The sequence below is a fragment of the Variovorax cryoconiti genome, from assembly GCF_051216395.1.
In the GTDB taxonomy this organism is placed as follows: domain Bacteria; phylum Pseudomonadota; class Gammaproteobacteria; order Burkholderiales; family Burkholderiaceae_C; genus Variovorax.
The window spans coordinates 105,983-126,256 of the sequence record NZ_JBPJZI010000005.1 but is presented as its reverse complement, the minus strand read 5'-3'; the positions used below and the strand labels follow the sequence as shown (position 1 = coordinate 126,256).

The window sequence follows — 20,274 nt, the reverse complement described above, 5'->3', positions numbered from 1 at the left end:
GGGCGTTTAGCCGCTGCGACTGCGGCGCTGCTTCTTCTCGGCCAGCATCCGCTTGTCGGCGCGGTCGAGCAGCACTTCCAGCTCGGAGTCGCCACCGATCGCGACCCCGATGCTGCAGCCGACCCCGTTCCCCAGGGCAGCGACCGCCGTGACGATGCGCTCGGCAGCGTGGGAACTCACACTGGCGATCTTGTCGGCCGGCGCACACAGGCAGGCGGCGAACTCGTCGCCACCGATACGCCCGACCACATCGCTGCCGCGAAGACTCGTCAGCAGCACCTCGGCCACGCCCTTGAGCACCCGGTCGCCGGCTTCGTGGCCGTAACGGTCGTTGACCTCCTTGAAGCCGTCCAGGTCGATGTAGAGCAGCGCGACCCGGTCGTCGGGGCCGCCGATCCGCGCCGCATCGATGACGGCTGCAGCGTCCTGCATGAAGAGCGCGCGGCCGCGCAGGCCGGTCAGTGCATCGCGCCGGGCCGCATCGAGCTCGGCGATCGTGCGGCCCACGCTTTTGCGGGCGGAGGTCAGCGCCATCGCCAGCTGATCGATCTCCTTCACGGCGCTGGACGTGTGGACCGTGTCGCCCCCTTCGCGCACCGCATCGATGACGGCGCGGATGCGCTTGCGCAGCACATGCGCCACATAGAGCGCGCACACGATGCCCAGCGCGGCACAGCCGAGCCCGCCCATCAGCACGCTGGCCAGCGCGGCCCGGACCTCCCGATCGATCGCCGACGACGATCGGCCGACCACCACCTTCCAGCCGAACGCCGGGACGTCCGCGATCCGGGTGATCACCTCGACGCCGTCCTTCGTCTGCGACCTGAACGACGTCAGCCCGCGATCGAGGGCGTCGGTCAGCGACGGCGTGCTCGGTTCGCCGATGAAACGCTGCGAATCCTGGGAACGGGCCACGATCCGGCGCTGTCCATCAAGGACGACGGCGACCCACCCGGGCGGCCACTCGGCTTCGTTCAGCCGGCCCGTGATCGCGCCGCTTTTCAGGAAGGCGGTGATCGCATAGAGCGCGTCTGCGCCCACCTTCATCGGCACCGTCAACGCCACGTGCCCTTCCCGGCTGCGTTCGTCGAGAAAGACCGGCGAGACCTCGGGCTCGCCGAGCGCGAAAACCCGCAGCGTCGCCTGGCCGGCGGGCACGGGCGGCAGGTCCTTGCCGAAGGGTTCGTCGGTGCGCAACAACTGCCGGCCGTTCCTGTCGGCCAGACGGAATGCCGCGATGCGTGGGTCGGCCACCACGACGCGTCGGGCGAATTCGTGGAGCGTGGAGAGGTCGCCATTGATCACGATGTCGGACTGCGCGAGCGTACGAAGCTCCAGCTCGACGCTCTTGAGTTCCTGCTGGATGGCCATGGCGGAGGCAGCCGCCCGGCGCCCGAGCGCCTCCTGACCCTGCACCTGTCGCTCCGCCACCCGGTTGCGGAACGTGAAGACCGAATAGGTGAGCATGGGCAGCGTGGCGAGCAGGCTCACCAGCAGCAGCCAGACGAACAGGTTGAACCGCAGGACGCCGGGCCCCTGTTGTTTCGGAATGGCTTTCATCGCGCTGGCAGAACCTCGGTGGACATCAGGACATCAGGACACGGCCCGAGGATAGACGGGACGGCGCATGCGGCCGGGCGTTCGCCGCGGCGGACGTCAGCGCCTGCGACCCGATCCCGGCTTGCGGGCTGGCTTGGGCGCCAGCCCCAGCGCCGCACGGGCCAGCGCGTCGGCCTCGGCGTTGCGGTGTCGCGGCACCCATTGAACGCTGCTGCGCTCGACCCGTGCAAGCAAGGCCCGGGCCTCGTCGAACAGCGGCGCGAGGCGCGCCACCGGCGGAATCTCGCCCGCGCCCCGAAGCTGCTCGACCAGGATGCTGTTATCGCTGTAGAGACGGGCCGCCGTCGCGCCCTGGGCGATCAGCCGATGCAGCGCCGCCATCAGGGCGCGCAGCTCGGCCTCGTTGTTGCAGCCCCGCTCGGGGGCCGCTTCCGACAGCGCCTGGCGGCTGCCGTCCGGCGCGACGAGCACCGCACCCAGTCCCATGCGCCCCGGATTGGGCTGGGCACTGCCGTCGCAATGGACGACCCAGCAGGGAACATCGGACGCATCGGGCGGCAACATGCCCTGGACGCTACCACCGAACAAATGCGCTCCGGCCCGGCCCGCGGGAACCGGCGTCACGCATCGATGGCCGCTTTGTTTCAGATGACATATGGGCGGGGGTGCTTCGACACGGGACGCCAGCATGGCGTCACGACACTGGTGGCCCCCCCCAACGCTCCGGAGAACGCCCATGCAACATCTCACCGACCGACTTCAGGTGCTCGTGATGCACGACGAGCCGCTGGTGGCCATCGGTCTTGCCACCGCGCTGCGCCAGCAACCGGACTTCGAGGTCTCGGTGCACGGCGTCGACGCCGACCCGGCCTCCGCCGACATCGTCATCGCCGACTACAGCGGCGGCGTTGCCTGGGCACTGCAGGCGCGCAAGCATGCGCATCCGCTGTGCCGGGTGATGGTCGTCACCACCATCGACCGCGAACGCGAGGTGCGCGCCGCCCTCGAGGCCGGCGTGCACGGCTACCTGCTGCTGAGCTGCCAGCTGCAGGAGCTGGCCGACGGCATCCGGTCGGTGGCACGCGGGGCGCGGGCGCTCTGCGCGGCCGTCAGCCATCGCCTGGCCGACAGCCTGATCCACGAGGCACTCACGCCGCGCGAACTCGACGTGCTGCAGCTCATCGCCGAAGGCCGCGGCAACAAGGCCATCGCCAGCGGGCTCGACATCGCCGTGGGCACCGTGAAGACGCACGTCAAGGCCATCCTCGGCAAGCTCGATGCGCGCAGCCGCACCGAAGCGGCCGCCGTGGCGTCGCGGCGCGGGCTGATCGCCATCGAACGCGAGGTGAGGCGCCCGACCCTGCCCGTGCCGTCGCACTTCATGCGGCCCACGCTGCACGTTCCCAGCTACTCGGCCGCGCAAGCCGCCTGACGTTTCTTTCGGTCGGCGCATGGGCGCCGGCAACGCGGGGACGAAACGGTTAGATTGCCCGCATGCAAGAACTGTTGTCCCTGGCCACCGAGCGCGGCGTCGCGGTGGTCTTTTTCGCCACGCTCGCGGCGCGGCTGGGTGCGCCGATCCCGGCGTCGGCGGTGCTGGTGGTGGCGGGCGGGCTGGTCGCCATGGGGCAGATCCCCCTCTGGTCCACGGTGCTGGGCGCGCTGCTCGGGAACCTGCTGGGCGATGCCGCCTGGTTCTATGCCGGACGCCGCTTCGGCCACCGGATGATGCGGCTGCTGTGCAAGGTGTCGCTGTCGCCGGACACCTGCGTGCGGCAGAGCGAATCGCTCATCACGCGCTGGGGCGGGGCCTCGCTGATCGCCGCCAAGTTCGTGCCGGGCGTGTCGGTGGTGGCGCCGCCGATGGCCGGCGCGCTGCACATGTCGACGGCGCGCTTCATCGGCTTCGACACCCTCGCCGCGGCCATCTGGTCGGCGGCCTTCCTGATTCCCGGCTGGCTCTTCAGCACGCAGATCCAGGCGGTGCTCGACGCCATGGCCGACGCCGGCGCGGCGGCGCTGCTGGTGCTGCTGGTGGCGGTGGCCGCGGGGATCGGCCTGCGCTACTGGCGACGGCGCGCGATGCTGCTCGCCATCGACATCCCGCGCGTCACGGTCGACGAACTGCACGCGTTGATGGCCTCGGAGGCACCGCCGGTGGTGATCGACGTGCGCTCGCCGGCCGGCGCCGAGCTGGAACCCCGCCGCATTCCCGGCGCGCTGGTGGTGCACCTGCAGGACATGAAGAAGAACCGCGGCATTCCCGCGCTGCCCCACGACCGCCATGTCATCCTCTACTGCAACTGTCCCAACGAGGTGACCGCCGCCATGGGGGCGCGGCTGCTGGCGGCCCACGGCGTGAAGCAGGCCCGGCCGCTGGCCGGCGGCCTGGACGCCTGGCTCGCCTCGGGCCACCCCACCGAGATCGGTTGACGCACGGCGCATTGTTGGCGGCAGGGAAACACACTGCTGGCCCACGGCCACTTGGTCTCGTCACGCAGGGCGACCACACTGCGAGGCCCTATCGCCACGCTGCCGCCCGCCTTCCCGATGACGCCTTCTTCCTCCTCCTGCACCACCTGCGACGACCTGCTCGACGCGCCGCCCGCACGGGCCGCGACCACCCCGGCCGACGCCTCGCGCGCCGCCTGGCTGGCTGTTGGCTCGATCGCCGTCGGCACCTTCGTGATGGTGACCACCGAATTCCTGCCGGTGGGCCTGCTCACCGACATCGCGCGCGGGCTGAACGTGTCCGACGGCACCGCCGGCCTGATGATGACCATGCCCGGCGTGCTCGCCGCCATCGCCGCACCGGCGCTGACAGTAGCCGCGGGCCGGCTCGACCGGCGTACCGTGATGATCGCGCTGAGCACCTTGCTGCTGCTGTCGAACCTGCTCGCCACCTTCGCGCCGAACTTCGGAACGATGCTGGCGGCGCGACTGCTGCTTGGCCTGTGCGTGGGCGGCTTCTGGGCCTTCGCGCCGGGTGTGGGCACGCAGCTGGTGCCGCCGATGGCGCAGGCCCGCGCGATGTCGATCATCCTGGCCGGCATCTCGGTGGGCACCGTGCTCGGCGTGCCGGCCGGGGCGCTGCTGGGCAGCGTCGCCGGCTGGCGCTCGGCCTTCGCCGTGTCGGCAGCGCTGACCGTCGTAGTGCTCGCCATGCAGCTGTGGCTGCTGCCGGCGCTGCCCGCCGCCCGCGCCATCCGCCCGCGCGACCTGCTGCTGCCGCTGACCCGGCGCCTGTCGCGCGTCGGCCTGGGCGCCATCGTGCTGCTGGTGGCCGGCCACTTCGCGGCCTACACCTACCTCAAGCCCTTGCTGCAGGCCGTGTTCGGCCTGTCGCCCGTGCTCGTGACCGCCCTGCTGCTGACCTACGGCGCCGCCGGCTTCATCGGGAATTTCATCGGCGGGCAACTGGTGGCGCGCAGCCCGCGGCTCGGCCTGCTGGCCACCGCCGTGCTGCTGGCCGCCTCGCTGGCGATGTCGACGGTGGTGGGTGACGGGCTGCTGGCCGGCGCGGCAGTGGTGCTGGCCTGGGGCGTCGCCTTCGGGATGGTGCCGGTGGCCGCCACCGGCTGGATGCTGAACGCGTTGCCGGAAGCGCCGGAAGCCGGCCAGGCAATGCTGGTCACGGCCTTCCAGGTGGCGATCGCCTCGGGCGCGCTGCTCGGCGGCCTCGTGGTCGATGGCAGCGGCATCGCGAGCGCCATGCTGCTCGGCAGCGCCCTGGTGGTAGGCGCCGCACTGGTGACGGGCACGCTGGGCCGCGCGCCCCGTGCGCTCAGCGCCCCTTAGCGCCCCTTGACCGAGATCAGCTCGACCTCGAAGTTCAGCGTGGCGTTCGGCGGAATCACCCCGCCGGCGCCACGTGCGCCGTACGCGATGTTCGGCGGGCACACCAGCTTGGCCTTGCCGCCCGGCTTCATCTTCTGCACGCCCTCGGTCCAGCAGGGGATCACGCCCGAGAGCGGGAACTCGATCGGTTCGCCGCGCTTGTAGGAGCTGTCGAATTCCTTGCCGCTGTCGGGGAAGGTGCCGCGGTAGTGCACCTTGACGGTGTCGCTGGCGGCCGGCGAGGTGCCGCTGCCCTCCTTGAGCGACTGGTAGATCAGGCCGCTGGGCGTGGTGACCGGGGCGCTTTGGGCCGAGGCGACAGACATGGCAGAGACGGCGGAGATGGCGCACAGCGACACGAAGGCCGCCTTGAGAATGGATCGCACGAGAGCTTCCTTGCAGAGTTGGAAGTGGCCATTATTGCCATGCGCCATGCCCAGGGGGATGGGGCCGCCAAACGATCAGGTCTCGGGTTCCACCAGATAGCCGATGCCGCGCAGCGTGCGAATGCCGGCACCGCTGCCGATGAGCTTCTTGCGCAGGCGCGAGATGAACGCTTCCAGGGCGTTGTCGCCCAGCGCCTCGTCGAAGCTCGACAGCTTGTCGGAGAGGGCCCGCTTGCTCACCACCCGACCGGGCGGCGTCATCAGCTCGACCAGCACCTCGAACTCGCGCGCCGGCAGCTCGAGCGGGTCGCGACCGATGCTGAACCGGCGCAGCTTGCGATCGAGGTTGAGTTCGGCGACCGACACGTAGTCCTCGGTGTCCTTGGCGCGCCGCACCAGCGCACGCAGGCGCGCCTCGACTTCCGCGAGATCGAAAGGCTTGCCCAGGTAGTCGTCGGCGCCCGCGTCGAGGCCCGCGATGCGCTCCTCGGTCCGGTTGCGTGCGGTCAGCACCAGCACCGGCGTGCGATCGCCGCGCGCCCGCGCCTTGCGCAAGGCGGTGAGGCCGCTGCTGTCGTTGCCCATCGCATGCGCGCCGGTGGCCTGCGGCAGGTTCAAGTCGAGCAGCACGGCGTCGAAGACCTGGACCTGCCACAGGCCATCGGCGTCGGCCAGACTGGATGCCAGGTCGATGCGGTGGCCCGCGTCGGTGAGGCTGCGCACCATCACGTCGCTGAGCACCGCATCGTCTTCGACCACCAGAATTCGCATGCGCCAAGGCTATCAGGCGGGCGATTAACACCACAAACGGCATGTCAGCGCTCGGTCAGGGCCCGGGGACGATAAACCGGCGATGACTTTCGAGCTTCTGGCATGAATGCCGCCCGGCCGCCCGAAGGCGCTCGCACCGCAGCCCGCAGGGCGAAGGTTGCCTTATGAGCGCCCGCGATGCCTGGTCCGAGGCGCTGCAGGGCGACCCTTCGGCCACCGCGCGCACCGCCATCGTGCTGCTGCACGGCCTGTGCAGCACGCCCGAAGAACTGCGTGCCGTGGAGACCCCGCTGCGCAGCCTCGGCTACACCGTCGAAGCGCCGCGCATCGAGGGCTATGCCTTCGACCCCGCCGCCACGGTGCAGACCGCTGCGCCCTGGTCGTGCTGGATCGACGCCGTCGAACGCCGGGTCGACGCCCTCCGTACGACGCATGCGCGCGTGATGCTCATCGGCCTCTCCGCCGGTGCGACGCTGGCGCTGGGCACGGCGATCCGCTGCGGCACGCGCGTCGATGCGCTGGTGCTGATGTCCACCCCGCTGCGTGTCGACGGCTGGGCCATTTCGCGGCTGCATGCGCTGCTGCCGCTGGCGCTCTACACCCCGCTCGGTCGCTTCTGGCGCTATAGGGAATGCCCACCCTATGGCGTCAAGAACGAGCGGGTGCGCGCCTGGATCGCACGCGAGCTTCAGGCGCGCCGGATCTCGCGCGCCGGCAGCGCCGTGATCGACATCGGCCATCTTCGCGAGCACGACCGCCTGCGGCGCCATGTGCGCGCGCGCCTCGACCAGGTCGTGTGCGCCCGCATTCTCGTGTTGCACGCCCGCGAGGACGAGGTGGCCAGCGTCGCGAACGTGGCCCTCCTGGCACGCGGCCTCTGCTGTGGCTCGTTCCGCGCCGTGGTGCTGGGCAACAGCTTCCACATGATCACCATCGACAACGACCGTCAAGAGGTCGTCCGTGCGACGACCGCGTTCGCCGCTGCGCTCGCGCACGACACCGCTTGAAGGCGCGGCTCGCCTTTGAACCTGCAGGAGTCTTTTGCATGCCATCCCCCGTTTTCAACAGCATCGCCGCCATCCTCGAAGGCGATTTCAAGATCCCTTCCGAACAGATAGGCCCTGACACGACGCTGGTCGACCTCGGCCTGGACTCGCTGGCGTTGATGGAGTTCGTCTTCGCCGTGGAGGACGCCTTCCAGCTTCGCATCCCGGAAGACCGACTCGACCCGCGCGAGGCCGGCATCACGCTCGAACAGCTGTGCGGCGTGGTCGACGAGATGCTGGACCAGCCCGTCACGGTGCTCGCACCACTGGCCGCTCACGCATGAGGGATCCCTATGCCGCGGCCGCGGTCGCGCCACGCCGACCGGCGCCACGCACCGGCCAGATCGCCGTCACGGGGCTGGGCCTGATCACGCCCCTGGGCACCACGCTGGAAGCCTTCGACGACGCCCTGTTCAACATGCGCTCGGCCGTGCGCTCGCACAGCGTGGCGCTGCCGCGCATGGAGCCCTTCACGATGGGCGTTGCGGCGTGCGACTTCGACGACAGCGGGCGCAGCAGCTCACGCCTGCCGCTCGACCGGGGCACGGCGATGGCGATGGGCGCCGCCCGCGCCGCCTTCACGGCCTCCGGGCTGGGCGCGCAGGCGTTCGACGGCGATCGTCTCGGCGTCTACTGGGGCAGCGGCATGGCCGGCAGCGCCAGCTTCGACGCCACGGCCCGCGGGCTGTATGCCGATGCGCAGCGCGTGCGGCCGACCACCGTGCTGACCACCATGCCGAACGCCGCGGCGGCCGAGATCGGCCTGCATTTCGGCGCGCGCGGCGCGGCGCTGTCCTATGCCTGTGCCTGCGCCTCGTCCGCGGTGGCCATCGGCGAGGCGATGCGGGCGATTCGCGGCGGCTGGATCGACGTCGCCATCGTCGGCGGGCACGAAGCGATGCTCACGCCGGGGACACTCGCGAGCTGGCACGCGATGCGCGTGACCGCGCCGCCGGGCGACGACCCCGGCACCAGTTGCCGCCCGTTCGCGGCGGACCGCACCGGCTTCGCGCTCGGCGAGGGCGCCGCGGCCCTGGTGATCGAATCGGCGGCGCACGCCCAGGCGCGTGGCGCCGCCGTGGAATGGTCGCTCGCCGGCTATGCGACCCACTGCGACGGCACCCACATGACCCAGCCCGACCCGGCGGGCCAGATGCGGACCCTGCGCACCGCCCTGGCCGACGCCGGCCTGCAGCCCGCGGACATCGGCTACATCAATGCGCACGGCACCGGCACGCAGGCCGGCGACGCGGCCGAGGCGAGTTCGGTGGCCGCCGTCTTCGGCAGCGCGGTGCCGATCAGCTCGACCAAGCCGCTGCACGGCCACCTCCTGGGCAGCGGCGGTGCGGTGGAGCTGATCGTCGCGCTGCGCGCCCTCACCCATGGCCGGCTGCCGCCCATGTCGAACCGGGCTGACGTCGATCCCGACATCCATCTCGACCTCGTGCGGGGCTCTGCGCGTCCGGCGCCGCATCTCAGACATGCGCTCACCAACTCGTTTGCCTTCGGCGGTACCAACGCCGTGCTGATCGCGACGCGGGCGGGCTAGGGCCTCGCGCCACGCCGCGGCCTGCCGTGGCACTGTTTTTGCACGGGTGCACTGGTTAGTCCCAACCAGGAGAACAGCCCGTGACGACAGGTCTCAAGAAAGTGCTCGGCCCCTTCCAGCTGTGGGGCATCGCCGTCGGGCTGGTGATCTCGGGCGAGTACTTCGGCTGGAGCTACGGCTGGGCCACCGCCGGCACGCTCGGCTTCCTGGTCGCCACGGTGCTGGTGGCCACGATGTACACCACCTTCATCTTCAGCTTCACCGAGCTGTCGACCGCCATCCCGCACGCGGGCGGGCCCTTCGCCTATGCGCGGCGCGCCTTCGGGCCGACCGGCGGCTTCGTTGCCGGCTTCGCGACGCTGGTCGAATTCGTCTTCGCGCCGCCGGCCATTGCGCTGGCCATCGGCGCCTACCTCAACGTGCAGTTCCCGGCCGTCAACCCCAAGTGGTTCGCGCTCGGGGCCTACGTGCTCTTCATCGGCCTCAACTGGATCGGCGTGGGCATCGCGGCGGCGTTCGAGCTCTTCGTGACGGTGCTGGCCATCTTCGAGTTGCTGGTCTTTATGGGCGTGGTCGCGCCGGGCTGGTCGATGGCGAACTTCGTGGCCCACGGCTGGGCGGGCGGCGACGTGCTCAACGGCGCGGCCATTTCGGGCATCTTCGCGTCGATCCCCTTCGCGATCTGGTTCTTCCTGGCCATCGAGGGCGCCGCCATGGCGGCCGAGGAGGCGCGCGACCCGCACCGCACCATCCCCATCGCCTACACCACCGGCATCGTCACGCTGGTGGTGCTGGCCTTCGGCGTGATGGTCTTCGCCGGCGGCGTGGGCGACTGGCGCACGCTCGCCAACATCAACGACCCGTTGCCGCAGGCGATGAAGGTGGTGGTCGGCGAGAACAGCGGCTGGCTGCACATGCTGGTGTGGATCGGCCTCTTCGGGCTGGTCGCGTCCTTCCACGGGATCATCATGGGTTACTCGCGCCAGATCTTCGCGCTGGCCCGCGCCGGGTACCTGCCGGCCTATTTCGCCGCGCTGAGCCCGCGCTTCAACACGCCGCACCGCGCGCTGCTGGCCGGTGGCGTCATCGGTATCGTGGCGATCTTCAGCGACGAATGGGTGAGCTTCGGCGGCCAGACGCTGACCGCCAACATCGTGACCATGGCGGTGCTCGGCGCGATCGTCATGTACCTCGTGTCGATGGCCGCGCTGTTCCGCCTGCGCCGCACCGAGCCGGGCCTGGAACGCACCTACCGCGCGCCCTTCTACCCGGTGTTCCCGGCCGTCGCGCTCGGGCTGGGCGTGGTCTGCCTGGGCGCCATGGTGTGGTTCAACGGCATGCTGACGCTGCTGTTCCTCGCGCTGATGGCCGCGGCCTACGGCTACTTCCTGCTGACCGGCGCGCAGCGCGGCGCGGCGGCGCCGGACGCGATGCTGGCGAAGCGCTGAAGACCCGTCCGACTTGTCTGATTCTTGAAAGCGAACGACCCATGTTCTTTGCCCGCTCCCTCCTCCCGGCACTCGGTGCCGCGTCCGCCTTGGTGATCGTCGCGCCGTCCTGGGCACAAGACCCCTACCCCAGCCGCCCCGTCAAGGTCATCGTCGCGCTGCCGGCCGGCGGCAGCGTCGACATGGTCGCGCGCATGGTGAGCCAGCAGCTGTCGACCGACCTGGGCCAGCCCTTCGTGATCGACAACCGCGCCGGCGCGTCCGGCCAGATCGGCGTGCCGGTGGTGGCGAAGGCGCTGCCGGACGGCTACACGATCATGGTGTCGCCGGCCTCCTTCCTCACCACCAACAAGAGCATCTTCAAGACGCTGCCCTACAACCCCGAAGCCGACTTCGCCCCGGTGACCAAGCTGGTCAACCAGGCGATGGTGCTGGTGGTGCGCGACAAGACGCGCTTCGCCACCGCGGCCGACGTGCTGGCGGCCGCCAAGGCCAACCCGGGCAAACTGACCTATGCGTCCTCGGGCGACGGCAGCCCCCAGCACCTGGCAGGCCTGATGTTCGAGAGCCGCACCGGCACCAAGCTGCTGCACATTCCGTACAAGGGCGGCGCCCCGGCCATCACCGACCTGATCGGCGGCGTGGTCGACATGGCGTTCGCGCCGCTGCCCGAGGCGCTGCCGCACATCAAGGCCGGCAAGCTGTTCCCGATCGGCGTGCTGAGCGAGAAGCGCGCGGTCTCGGCGCCGGACATTCCGACACTGCGTGAAGGCGGTATCGACAACGTCGTGCTGTCGGCCTGGATCGGGCTGCTGGCGCCGGCCCGGACACCGCAGCCCATCCTCGACCGGTTGAACCAATCGGTGAAGTCGATGCTCCGCGGCGACGCCAGGACCAAGCTGCTGGAGGTGGGGATGGAGCCCGCCGTCGACGACGTCAAACCGCTCGGCCAGGTCATCGGCGAGGAGATCCGGATCCATGCCGAGCTGGTGAAGGCGGCGGGGCTGGTGCCGCAGTAGCGCTACAGCGCCTGTGCCGGCGCAGCCGCCGCGCCGGTGAACGACGGCCCGGCCACGTCACCCGGCCCGTAGCGCCGGTTGACATCCAGTCCGGTGACATGCCAGTCGTGCGCCGGCAAGGCGATCGGGTGCACGATGCGCTCGTAGGATCGCATCGGCCAGACCACGCCGAAGCGCTCTTCGTGCTCGAAGGTGTCGACTTCGGCCACCGCGCCCCGGGTGCCGGCGAAGCCCTCGAGCGTGAAGCGCATGCGGTGCACGCGCTGGTCGACGCGGTCGATGCACAGCGCCACACGGTCGGTCGCGACGCGGCCGAGCCCCGGCGTGAGCCAGACGTCCACCACGTCGCAGGTGCGGCCGTCGACCCGCTCCGTGCCGGCCATCTGCACACGAAGCCCGCGGTCCACCAACCAGAGCGGCCCGAGCAGGAAAAGCCCGTAGCCCTCGGCCACCAGCGCGGCGGCATCGCGCGCGGCCGCATCGTCGCTGCGCACGCCGTTGACCCACACCGCCACCTCGCCCGGGTCGTCGGGCGCTCCACGTCCACGGCGCCAGGTGACCTGCTTGCGGCCCATCGGCCCGGTGTAGGCCTGCGCGACGATGCCGGCCGCAGGAAGCAGTCGTTCCTGAGAGCTTCCGCGAAAGCCCTGGTCGACGACCTCGGGCTGGATGCGGTTGATCAGCGGTCGCCACTGGCCGTCGTAGCTGACGTTGATGTCGGTCAGCGCCCGATACGCGTCGAGTCCGTGCGCGTCCGCGCTCTCGCGCAGTCGCGCCGCGGCATTCGCGTCGCCAGCCGGCGACGGGACCAGCGGCAGCGGCGTGCTGCAGCCGCCCACCAGCCAGGGAAGCGTCAGCGCGCCCAACCAGGCGCGACGGGAAACGGTGTGGACAGGGCTCGTCATGATCTGCTCCGGATGCGTGGGTTGCGCGCCCGGATACTGGACTTGGCGCGCTGGATCCACGTACGCATACGCATCCGACGCAGAAATGGATCGCACCCCGACAGCTCGCCACCGGTCGCAAGGTAGGACAGGCGGACCCGCAGCCGGCACGCCGTCCGACGTGGCGCCTCTGCATGCGCACGCATGGTCGAGGCATGACCGATCCACGCAATGTCGCGCACGACAAAAAAGTGCACCAGGAAAAGAAGAACCACGGCGAGGAGATCGCCCCTGACGCCGAGCATGCGCCTCAGCCCGGCATGAAGCCGGCGCTGAAGCACACGGACAAGGACGACGACAGCGCAGCGTCCGACAAGGACTGACCCGTCGGCCGCAACAAGCGGGCCGGTCAACGGCTCGAGGGCTGCGCGCTCTTCTCGTCGGGTTCGATCGTCTTTCTCACCTTCGCCACCTCGGCCGGTGTCACGGCCTCTCCCTTGTTTCCCCAACTGCTGCGCACGAAGCTCAGCAATGCAGCGACGTTGTCGTCGCTCAGCCGCCAGCCGAAGCCCGGCATGTCAAGCGCCGACGGGCGCGACTCGGTGCTCGGCATCGCCGAGCCAGCCAGCACGATGCGGATCAGCGAGGTCGGGTCCTTCGCATTGACCACGCTGTTGCCCGCCAGTGACGGGAACACCCCATCCGCGCCCGCGCCGCTCGAACGGTGGCAGGCGTTGCAGTTGTTCAGATAGACCATGCCACCCGCATCTTCGACCGTGCCCGCACGCAGCTTCTGCGTGCTCGTGTGCGTTTCGGCCGCAGCCACCACCGCAGCCTGCATCGGCGCCGGCGTCGCGGGCGGCGTGCCGATCGACTGCAGGTAGGTCGCGATCGACGCCAGGTCTTCGCGGCGCATGTACTGCGTGCTGTTCTGCACCACCTGCGCCATGGGGCCGAAGGCCGCGGTGTGCGCGGTGCGGCCGGTCTGCAGATAAGCGACCATGTCGTCGGTCGACCATTGCGCCGCGCCGCCGCGGTCGTTGTGGCGCAGCGGTTGCGCGAGCCATCCATCGATCAGTGCACCGGCCAGATAGCTGTCGCCCTGCCGCTCGTTGGACGCCTTCACGCCGCCGGCCAGGCTGCGCGGCGTGTGGCAGTCGCCGCAATGGCCCAGGCCCTGGACGAGATAGGCCCCGCGGTTCCATTCGGCGCTGCGCGCGCTGTCGGGCTGGTACGTGTGCTTGTCGAGGTACAGCAGGTTCCAGCCCGTCATCAGCCAGCGCTGGCTGAAGGGCCATGGCAGCTCGGTCGGCGGCGGCTTGGCGGACGAAGGCGCCACGCCCTGCTGGAAGTAGACGTAGAGCGCATGCATGTCCGCGTCGTTCAGCTTGGCGAACGAGGGGTACGGCATGGCGGGGTACAGGTGCTGGCCGTCGCGCCGCACGCCCTCGCGCAGCGCGCGGGCGAACTCGGCCTCGGTGTAATCGCCGATGCCCGCGCCCTTGTCGGGCGTGATGTTGCTCGACACGATCGTCCCGAAGGGCGTCGCCATCGGCAGACCGCCCGCGAAGGGCACGTTCGAGGGGCCGGTGTGGCAGCTGACGCAGTCGCCGGCACGCGCGAGGTAGCGGCCTCGTTCGACCGTCGGGTCGGACGACGGCGCCTGGCTGGCGCCAGTGGTCGCCACGGCAGGCGTCGAGGGTACGCCACCCGACACCGGGTTCGCCTTCTGGCCGAAGGCCCAGGTCGACAGCAGCGCGGCCACGACGATGCCGAGCCCCGTCACCCGCAAGCGCGTCTTGGTGGCCGCGTTCATGCGAGCGCTCCCGGGTTCTTCAGGTAGGTTTCGCGGATCGCCTTGGCCGACCAGTATGCCAGCGCGCCCACGACGGCCGTCGGGTTGTAGCCGAAGTTCTGCGGAAAGGCGCTGGCGCCCATCACGAACACGTTGGGCACGTCCCAGGTCTGCAGGTAGCGGTTGATGGCGCTGGTCTTCGGGTCGGTGCCCATCACGGCACCACCCGTGTTGTGGGTCGACTGGTAGGGCCGCACGTCGTAGTGTTCGCCCTTCTTCTTGAAGCCCATGCTGATGTGCTTCGGCCCCATCGCCTTGGCGATCTGCTCCACCTTCGTGCCGATGAAGGCAGTCATCGCCATGTCGTTGTCCTTCCAGTCGAAGGTCATGCGCAGCAGCGGCTGGCCGAAGGCGTCCTTGTAGGTGGGGTCGAGGTCGAGGTAGTTGTCGCGGTAGGCCATGACCGAGCCCTGGCTGCCGACGCTGGTCTGGTAGACGTAGTTCTCCTTGGCCGCCTTCTTCCAGGCCGCGCCCCAGGTCGGCGTGCCGGCCGGCAACGCGAGTTGCTGGATCGGCCGGCCGCCGGTGTTGATGCAGTTGATGGTCGCGCCGCCGACGAAGCCCAGCGGCCCGTGGTCGAAGTTGTCGCCGTCGAAGTCGTCCATCGCATGGCCACTCGCGCCGGCGCCGACGAAGGGGTTCATCGGCTGGTCCTTGTCGAAATGCAGCGTGGCGCCGCCGTTCAACTGATAGGCATAGCTGCGGCCCACCACGCCCTCGCCGGTGGCCGGGTCGTATTTCTTGCCGATGTTCGACAGCAGCAGCAGGCGCACGTTGTGCATCTGGTAGGCGCACAGCACCACCAGGTCGGCGGGCTGCTCGACCTCGTTGCCCTGCGCATCGATGTAGGTCACGCCGGTGGCGCGCTTGCCGTCGGGCGACAGGGTCACGCGCTGCACGTGCGAACGCGTGCGCAGCTCGAAGTTGGGCCGCTTCATCAGCGTCGGCAGCAGCGTGGTCTGCGGCGACGCCTTCGCATACATGTAGCAGCCATAGCGTTCGCAGAAGCCGCAGAAGTTGCAGGGGCCGAGCTGCGCGCCGTGCGGGTTGGTGTAGGCCCGCGATGCATTGGCCGCGGCCTGCGGGAACGGGTGATAGCCCAGTTCGCGCGCAGCCTTCTCGAAGAGCACCGCGCTGTTGGGCGACGCCAGCGGCGGCAGCGGGTATTCGTTGGCGCGCCAGCCTTCGAAGGGGTTGCCGCCGGCCTGGATCTGGCCCTTGATGTTCCCGGCCTTGCCTGCCGTGCCGCAGATCTTCTCGAACATGTCGAAGTGCGGCTCGAGCTCGTCATACGTGACGCCGAAGTCCTGCAGGTACATGCCCTCGGGGATGAACTTCTTGCCGTAGCGCGCTTCGTAGGTGCTGCGCAGCTGCAGGTCGGCTGGCAGCGCGCGCCAGTGGTGGCCGTTCCAGTGCACGCCGGCGCCGCCGACACCGTCGCCCAGCAGGAAGGAACCGTGCTGCCGGTACGGCACCGCCACGTCGGCCGGCGTGTGGCGGATGGTCACCGTCTCCTTCGAGAGGTTCTGGAACAGCTTGCCGCGGATGCCGTAGCTCAGCTCGTCGGTGATGCGCGGGTACGCGAAGTCGGGCACGGTGTCGCGGTTCTCGCCGCGCTCCAGCGCCAGCACGTTCAGGCCGGCGGCGGTGAGCTCCATGCCCATGATGGCACCGGTCCAGCCGAAGCCGACCAGCACGGCGTCGACACTGGGTTTCTTGATGGTGGCCATGCTAGTTCTCCACCGTGCTATTGCGAGATCCGCGATACGCGAGGTTGACGCCGCCACATTCCAGGGATACCGCGGAACCGGCTTTGCCGGGCCGCTGGTATCGCCCCCTTGAGGGGGAGGCGCCGCAGGCGCTTCGGGGGTGATTCATGTTTGCGGCCCGTTGATGCTGACGGGGGGCAGCGGGTAGTGGACGCCGGGCTTGTCGACCCAGTCGAGGAAGTCGGCACGCGCGCCCGGGAAGCCGATCATCTTCCAGGCCACGGCGTTCTTGTTGCCGCCATGGATGGGGTCGCTGAAGTAGCCTTCCTTGGTGTTCTGCAGCAGGAAGTTGAAAAAGTCCTTGGCGCCGACCTCGGCGAACTGGATCGTGCCGCCGTCGAGACCCTTCAAGACCTCGTCCTGCGCAGCCGCATCGAGTTCGGCGAAGCGCTTGCCGCCCTTTTGCTGCTTGCACCATGCATCGGTCGCGGCGATGCCGGCACGGTAGACCTCGCGCGGCAGCATTTTTCCCTGGTAGCCGAAGAGCGGCGAGCTGGGCACGAAGGGGCCCTGCATGTACCAGGTGGCCGCCTGGCCGAAGGCGCCTTCCATCTGCCGGTCGATGAACTCGGGCACACCAGCTTCGATGGCGCCGGGGCCGGTGTCGTCGGAGGGGATGAGCCGTGCCACCGCGGCCTGGATGAAGGCCCACTCTTGCGCGTGGAAGTACACCGGGTTGTAGGGCGAGGCGGAAGAAGCGGCGGGTGCCGCGGCAGTCTGCGCTGCCACTTGCTGGCCTGCCACAAAGCCGGTCGCCGTGAGTGCACCGGCCGCGGGAACGATCGCGATGGACCGACGCAGAAAGCCGCGCCGACCCGGTGAAGGAACGTCAGTCATCGATGAATCTGCAGCACGAGGCCGCTGTGTTGTTATGCGTCCAGCATGGCACTGCGACGTTGTTCAAGCAATCGGACGGCAGCACTTCCGAGCGATGAAGTCGGCCAATGTTTGGCGCGAATCGGCCAACGGCTTCACCGAGGCATGATGTCCGCCAACGACCTACCTACAAGGAGACAGACCATGCCCTCTCTCACCGCAGCGCGCTATCCCATGGCCGAGTTGAAGGACCTGCCTGACGACATCCTGACCGCCGTGCTCGCGGTGCAGGAGAAGGCCGGCTTCGTGCCCAACGTGTTCCTCGCCTTCGCCCGCCGGCCCGCCGAATGGCGCGCCTTCTTCGCGTACCACGACGCGTTGATGCTGAAGGAAGAAGGCTCGCTCACCAAGGGCGACCGCGAGATGATCGTGACCGTCACCAGCGCGGCCAACCAGTGCCTCTACTGCGTGGTCGCACACGGCGCGCTGCTGCGCATCTACGAGAAAAAGCCGCTGGTCGCGGACCAGGTGGCCGTCAACTACCGCAAGGCCGACATCACGCCGCGGCAGCGCGCGATGCTCGATTTCGCGATGAAGGTGTGCGACCGGTCGCATGAAATCGACGACGCCGACTTCGCTGCGCTGCACGTGCACGGCTTCGACGACGAGGACATCTGGGACATCGCGGCCATCACGTCCTTCTTCGGCTTGTCGAACCGCATGGCGAGCTTCGCTGGCATGCAGCCGAACACCGAGTTCTTCCTCATGGGGCGTGTGCCCCGCGACAAGAAGTAGCCGGTCAGGCGGCCGGCCCGCGGCACGCCGCGAAGGCGTCGAGCGCCGGCTTGTAGGTCGGTGTCTTCAGGTCCATCACGCCGAGCACCGTGTGGTAGAGGTTGTCGTGCGTCAGCGCAGCGTCGCGGCCCTTCGACAAGCACGCGGTCGACAGGTGCTCGCGCGCCTTCAGGCCATCGCCGAACCAGGCCACCATCGGCACATGCTTCTGCACGTCCGGCGCGATGTTGTACGGCAGGCCATGCAGGAACAGCCCGTACTCGCCGAGCGACTCGCCGTGGTCGCTCATGTAGAGCATGCCGGTGTCGTAGCGCGAAGACTGCGCCTGCAGCCAGTCGATGGTGCGTGCCAGGAAGCGATCGGTGTGCGCAATGGAGTTGTCGTAGGCGTTCATCAGTTCGCCGTGGCTGCAGTCGGCCAGCACGTTGGTCGTGCATTCGGGCATGAAGCGCTTGGTGTCGGGCGCCGAGCGCTTGGCGTAGGACGGTCCGTGGCTGCCCATCTGGTGCAGCACCAGCAGCACGCCGCGATCGCGTCGCTCGGCCGGCAGCGCGGCGATACGCTGGTCGATGTTCTTGAGCATCACGTCGTCCAGGCATTCGTCGCCGTCGCACAGCGCGCTGCGCGTGGCCGCGTCGAGCCCCTCGGACGCCGAGACGGTGGGCACGCGCACGCACACGCCCTTGCAGCCGGCCTGGTTGTCGATCCACAGCACCGCCAGCCCGGCGGCCTGCGCGACGTCGACCAGGGTCTCGTAGTCGTCCTTGCGCCCCTCGTAGCCTTCCTTGCCGAGCGGCGAGAACATGCACGGCACCGAGGCGAGCGTGTTGGTGCCGCAGGAATGCACGTTGGGCCAGCTGACCACCTGCCGTGCGGCGAGCCCGGGCGTGGTGTTGCGCGCATAGCCGTTGAGCGCGAAGTGATCGGCCCGCGCCGTCTCGCCCACGACGACGACGAAGAGCGGCGGCTTGCTCTGCGCCGCATAGCTGGCGCCCAGCGCCGCGCCGCCGGAGATCGGGATCAGCTTTCGGCTGTGCTGAAACAGCGGCTTGAGCACCACCGCGCCGGCGGAATAGAGGCTCGCGAGCGGGTTCATCATGTAGCGCAGCGTGACGTGGTTGCGCATCAGCGGCGCCAGCTCGCGCGATGTCGCCACCGCGCTCGCCGCCACCACCGCAAGGGCCACCGCGCACAGCACCACATTGCGCCAGAGTTGCGACAGCGGCCGCATCGGCAGGATGCGCACCCGCAGCAGGCCCCAGGCCGGCAGCGCGCAGACCAGCAGCACATTGACCAGCAGGCGCCAGCTCAACAGGTCGCGCGTCTCGTGGACGTCGGTCTGCATGGCATTCGCCGCCATCGTCGGGTCCATCACGACGTGGTAGGTCAGCATGTAGTGCTGCGCGATCGCGGCCAGCAGCACGACGGCGAACCACAGCGGCTTCATGCCGCGCGTCCATGCCGTGAGGGACAGCACCGCCACCGTGCCGAAGCCAGCGAGCAACGCCATCACACCCACCCAGCGCAGGTACACGCTGGGCGCACCGCCGATGCGTGCGAGTTCCAGCCAGAGCGGCCAGTTGGCGGCGAGCAGCAGATAGACGGAAAGCGCCACCACCACCACCCGGGCCGACCGGGGGCGCGACAGCCAGGTGTCGAACCTCGACAGCGCGCCGGGCCAGCGCAGGGAGACAGGAGCGGAAAAGCCAGTGCCGGCGGCGGCCGGGTGCACGCGGTCCGCGGCTTCGGAAGAAACGATCATCTTCCGATGTTGAAAACCAGGACTGAAATCAGCCTGAACGAAGCGCTCAGCTTTCGTTCAGCTTCGGCGTCGCCTGTGGATCGGACACTGGCCGTCGGCGATGGAAAACGCCGTCGACCGCCCAGCCTGCGACCCAGCACGCCCAGGCCGTCCACAGCGTGTGGCTCATGTAGTGCGCGCCGCGCCATTGCTGCGCGAGGCCCAGCACCAGTCCGAACAACGCCGCCATGGTCAGCCAGACCCAGGCGGCGCGCGGCATGGAGCGCCGCAACACGAACCACCCCCCCAGGTACGCGAAGGCCGCCGAGGCATGGCCGGCCGGGAAGCACCGGCCCGGTCCGCCGTCGTGCACGGTCCACGCCCAGTGCGACACGTAGCGCGCGGTGCCGCCGAACTCGGCCAGGTCCCACGGACAGCTCGTGCGGCTGCTGTTCTTGAGCAGCGAGACGGCGACCACCGAGACGAACACCGTCAACGCCAGCTGGATTCGCTCGCGCCGGGTCAGTCCCCGCAGCAGCGCGAAGGGCCAGCGCACCGCAGCGGCCAGCACCGCCAGGCTGAGCCAGCTCAGAAAGCGCGGCACCTCGTGCAGCCACAGGACCACTGCCGCATCGTCGCTCAGCGCGAAGCCGCGCGAGCCGCCGGCCAGTCGGGCCATCGGCAGGTCGAGGCCGGAGGCATCCCACAGCAGGATCATCAGCAGCGCAAGGAGGGTGGCGAGAAAAAGTCGGGAGAAGGCGATCGGGGTCCCACGGGTCATGGCCGCGGAGGCTAGCG

General features: G+C 69.5%; 20 protein-coding genes. 10 read left to right on the top strand and 10 right to left on the bottom strand.

Going from position 1 to position 20,274, the window contains the following annotated elements; genetic code table 11:
• Window positions 1–6: 6 nt before the first annotated feature.
• Window positions 7–1,560: a GGDEF domain-containing protein gene (locus ACSFA2_RS14460; protein WP_435456007.1), complete on the bottom strand. Its 1,554-nt coding sequence runs from the start codon at window positions 1,558–1,560 to the stop codon at window positions 7–9.
• Window positions 1,561–1,656: 96 nt separating this feature from the next.
• Window positions 1,657–2,124 carry a ribonuclease HI family protein gene (locus ACSFA2_RS14455; RefSeq protein WP_435456250.1) on the bottom strand — a complete coding sequence of 156 codons (468 nt, stop codon included), beginning with the start codon at window positions 2,122–2,124 and terminating at the stop codon, window positions 1,657–1,659.
• Between the two features lie 172 nt (window positions 2,125–2,296).
• Here ACSFA2_RS14455 and ACSFA2_RS14450 point away from each other — a divergent pair, with 172 nt between their 5' ends.
• The 3 genes from ACSFA2_RS14450 (at window position 2,297) to ACSFA2_RS14440 (ending at window position 5,358) form a co-directional block, all read left to right on the top strand.
• A complete protein-coding gene (locus ACSFA2_RS14450) occupies window positions 2,297–2,992 on the top strand; it encodes a LuxR C-terminal-related transcriptional regulator (RefSeq protein WP_435456006.1) in 696 nt (231 codons plus the stop codon).
• Between the two features lie 62 nt (window positions 2,993–3,054).
• Window positions 3,055–3,993: a VTT domain-containing protein gene (locus tag ACSFA2_RS14445; protein WP_435456005.1), complete on the top strand. Its 939-nt coding sequence runs from the start codon at window positions 3,055–3,057 to the stop codon at window positions 3,991–3,993.
• Between the two features lie 117 nt (window positions 3,994–4,110).
• A complete protein-coding gene (locus tag ACSFA2_RS14440) occupies window positions 4,111–5,358 on the top strand; it encodes an MFS transporter (RefSeq protein ID WP_435456004.1) in 1,248 nt (415 codons plus the stop codon).
• Here ACSFA2_RS14440 and ACSFA2_RS14435 read toward each other — a convergent pair.
• A complete protein-coding gene (locus ACSFA2_RS14435) occupies window positions 5,355–5,723 on the bottom strand; it encodes an FKBP-type peptidyl-prolyl cis-trans isomerase (protein WP_435456249.1) in 369 nt (122 codons plus the stop codon). The genes ACSFA2_RS14440 and ACSFA2_RS14435 overlap by 4 nt on opposite strands.
• 135 nt (window positions 5,724–5,858) lie before the next feature.
• Window positions 5,859–6,554 (bottom strand): response regulator transcription factor, encoded by a 696-nt coding sequence (locus tag ACSFA2_RS14430; protein WP_435456003.1) that lies wholly within the window; start codon window positions 6,552–6,554, stop codon window positions 5,859–5,861.
• Between the two features lie 164 nt (window positions 6,555–6,718).
• Here ACSFA2_RS14430 and ACSFA2_RS14425 point away from each other — a divergent pair, with 164 nt between their 5' ends.
• From ACSFA2_RS14425 to ACSFA2_RS14405, 5 genes are all read left to right on the top strand, one after another.
• Complete coding sequence (locus tag ACSFA2_RS14425) at window positions 6,719–7,561, top strand: alpha/beta hydrolase (RefSeq protein WP_435456002.1); 843 nt, start codon at window positions 6,719–6,721, stop codon at window positions 7,559–7,561.
• A 38-nt stretch (window positions 7,562–7,599) separates the two neighbouring features.
• Complete coding sequence (locus tag ACSFA2_RS14420) at window positions 7,600–7,884, top strand: acyl carrier protein (RefSeq protein ID WP_435456001.1); 285 nt, start codon at window positions 7,600–7,602, stop codon at window positions 7,882–7,884.
• Window positions 7,881–9,149, top strand: a complete 1,269-nt coding sequence (locus ACSFA2_RS14415; RefSeq protein ID WP_435456000.1) for a beta-ketoacyl-[acyl-carrier-protein] synthase family protein — start codon at window positions 7,881–7,883, stop codon at window positions 9,147–9,149. The genes ACSFA2_RS14420 and ACSFA2_RS14415 overlap by 4 nt, the downstream gene beginning before the upstream one ends.
• A gap of 80 nt (window positions 9,150–9,229) precedes the next feature.
• Window positions 9,230–10,597: an ethanolamine permease gene (eat, locus tag ACSFA2_RS14410; RefSeq protein WP_435455999.1), complete on the top strand. Its 1,368-nt coding sequence runs from the start codon at window positions 9,230–9,232 to the stop codon at window positions 10,595–10,597.
• A 41-nt stretch (window positions 10,598–10,638) separates the two neighbouring features.
• Window positions 10,639–11,616, top strand: coding sequence for a Bug family tripartite tricarboxylate transporter substrate binding protein (locus ACSFA2_RS14405; RefSeq protein ID WP_435455998.1), 978 nt, complete (start codon window positions 10,639–10,641; stop codon window positions 11,614–11,616).
• Between the two features lie 2 nt (window positions 11,617–11,618).
• Here ACSFA2_RS14405 and ACSFA2_RS14400 read toward each other — a convergent pair whose 3' ends face one another.
• Complete coding sequence (locus ACSFA2_RS14400) at window positions 11,619–12,521, bottom strand: hypothetical protein (protein ID WP_435455997.1); 903 nt, start codon at window positions 12,519–12,521, stop codon at window positions 11,619–11,621.
• Window positions 12,522–12,715: 194 nt separating this feature from the next.
• Here ACSFA2_RS14400 and ACSFA2_RS14395 point away from each other — a divergent pair, with 194 nt between their 5' ends.
• Window positions 12,716–12,883 carry a hypothetical protein gene (locus tag ACSFA2_RS14395; protein WP_435455996.1) on the top strand — a complete coding sequence of 56 codons (168 nt, stop codon included), beginning with the start codon at window positions 12,716–12,718 and terminating at the stop codon, window positions 12,881–12,883.
• Between the two features lie 26 nt (window positions 12,884–12,909).
• On the opposite strand, the gene ACSFA2_RS14390 is transcribed toward ACSFA2_RS14395, so the two are convergent.
• The 3 genes from ACSFA2_RS14390 to ACSFA2_RS14380 form a co-directional block, all read right to left on the bottom strand.
• The gene (locus tag ACSFA2_RS14390) at window positions 12,910–14,316 is read right to left on the bottom strand and encodes a c-type cytochrome (RefSeq protein WP_435455995.1); all 1,407 of its coding nucleotides are present in this window, start codon (window positions 14,314–14,316) and stop codon (window positions 12,910–12,912) included.
• On the bottom strand, window positions 14,313–16,085 hold the full coding sequence (locus tag ACSFA2_RS14385; protein WP_435455994.1) for a GMC family oxidoreductase: 1,773 nt from the start codon (window positions 16,083–16,085) through the stop codon (window positions 14,313–14,315). The genes ACSFA2_RS14390 and ACSFA2_RS14385 overlap by 4 nt, the downstream gene beginning before the upstream one ends.
• Before the next feature lie 144 nt (window positions 16,086–16,229).
• Complete coding sequence (locus ACSFA2_RS14380; protein ID WP_435455993.1) at window positions 16,230–16,961, bottom strand: gluconate 2-dehydrogenase subunit 3 family protein; 732 nt, start codon at window positions 16,959–16,961, stop codon at window positions 16,230–16,232.
• A 183-nt stretch (window positions 16,962–17,144) separates the two neighbouring features.
• On the opposite strand from ACSFA2_RS14380, the gene ACSFA2_RS14375 reads away from it, so the two are divergent.
• Window positions 17,145–17,735 carry a peroxidase-related enzyme gene (locus tag ACSFA2_RS14375; RefSeq protein WP_435455992.1) on the top strand — a complete coding sequence of 197 codons (591 nt, stop codon included), beginning with the start codon at window positions 17,145–17,147 and terminating at the stop codon, window positions 17,733–17,735.
• A gap of 4 nt (window positions 17,736–17,739) precedes the next feature.
• Here ACSFA2_RS14375 and ACSFA2_RS14370 read toward each other — a convergent pair whose 3' ends face one another.
• Together ACSFA2_RS14370 and ACSFA2_RS14365 are read right to left on the bottom strand one after the other, a co-directional pair.
• Window positions 17,740–19,497, bottom strand: coding sequence for a phosphoethanolamine transferase (locus ACSFA2_RS14370; RefSeq protein WP_435455991.1), 1,758 nt, complete (start codon window positions 19,495–19,497; stop codon window positions 17,740–17,742).
• Between the two features lie 46 nt (window positions 19,498–19,543).
• A complete protein-coding gene (locus tag ACSFA2_RS14365) occupies window positions 19,544–20,257 on the bottom strand; it encodes a phosphatase PAP2 family protein (protein ID WP_435455990.1) in 714 nt (237 codons plus the stop codon).
• Between the last annotated feature and the right edge of the window lie 17 nt (window positions 20,258–20,274).